Origin of the sequence: Vibrio sp. 1557 (assembly GCF_033340175.1) — a bacterium.
Lineage (GTDB): Bacteria > Pseudomonadota > Gammaproteobacteria > Enterobacterales > Vibrionaceae > Vibrio > Vibrio alginolyticus.
Genome location: NZ_JAWOVZ010000227.1, coordinates 1 through 1,152 on the forward strand (window position 1 = coordinate 1; position 1,152 = coordinate 1,152).

The window sequence follows — 1,152 nt, forward strand, 5'->3', positions numbered from 1 at the left end:
TCAATCTTGGGCAGTCAGCGTAAAGCTACATTTGTAAGTTATGAACAACAAATTACATCCTTTAACTTTGTGTTCAATCTGTGTGGCCGTGTTCATAGATTGCTTAAGCCTGAGTGCTTTTTCAATCTAGACATAAGTCTTAGCAGCCTTTAAATAAGCTATATCAACAAAGGGGTTAACGAAACCCCCTAGACAAACAAAACACAAAATTCGAAGTTTTATTCGGCACCAAACAAAGCACTGATTTTGGATGCCAATTTGTAAGTTATTACGTAATTAAATTACATTAAATTTTACAATGAAATATGATTTAAAACAGGTGTATGAATATAGAGGCAAGCGAGAAAACCTTGTACTCATAAGGTCTAGCGTAAGGAATTTAAACGGAGGTTAAACACAATGCGCAGCCAATTGTGTAAAATTAACATTGTGAAATTTCACAATTTTATGAAAGCTTCACGAAAATAAAGCTGTGAAATTTTACAAGTCAAAGTTCACCGACAGAATAAAATACTAGAAAGCGCACCGTTTCCAGTGCGCTTTTAGAGAAATAGTGAGGAAGTAAAGGCTAATACTAATAGCTAAAGCAGTTCGGAAACCACATCTGCAAGTTGGTTAAAAGTGTTTGTTCTTGATGAACTAGGGCGCCAAACCAAACCAATTTCGCGATACGCCTGCTGGCCAGGAGGGTCGATCACCACCAAATTTTGGTTGTGTAACAAGCCGTGTTCGATTGCCATTTGAGGAATAAAAGTGGTACCTAAGCCGTTCGCGACCATCTGCACCAAGGTATGTAAGCTGGTTGCCGTAAACGGGTTAATTTTCTCTTTATCGGTCAGCTTACAAGCGGAAACTGCATGTTCAGTTAAACAATGCTCTTTCTCTAATAGGAACACCGACTCATCCGGCAGATCGTCATAACGGATCGGTACAGGAATCGAATCGACTTGGTTTGCACTGATCACCATACGGAACGGATCTTTGCCGACGACGCGACTCTCCATACCATCGATTTCAACTGGCAACGCTAAGATCAGTACATCTAACTCACCATGACGCAGCGCTTGCAACAAATTGGTGGTGGTGTCTTCTCTTAATAGAAGGTTTAGCTGAGGGAATCGATAATTCACCTCTTGGACGAGGTCACACAAT

At 40.3% G+C, this 1,152-nt stretch carries 1 protein-coding gene; it reads right to left on the reverse strand.

The genetic code is table 11. The features are described 5' to 3' along the window. Positions 1-581 precede the first annotated feature (581 nt). Positions 582-1,152 (reverse strand): LysR substrate-binding domain-containing protein (locus R7070_RS26085; RefSeq protein WP_318141498.1); only part of this gene is annotated, 571 nt, incomplete at its 5' end.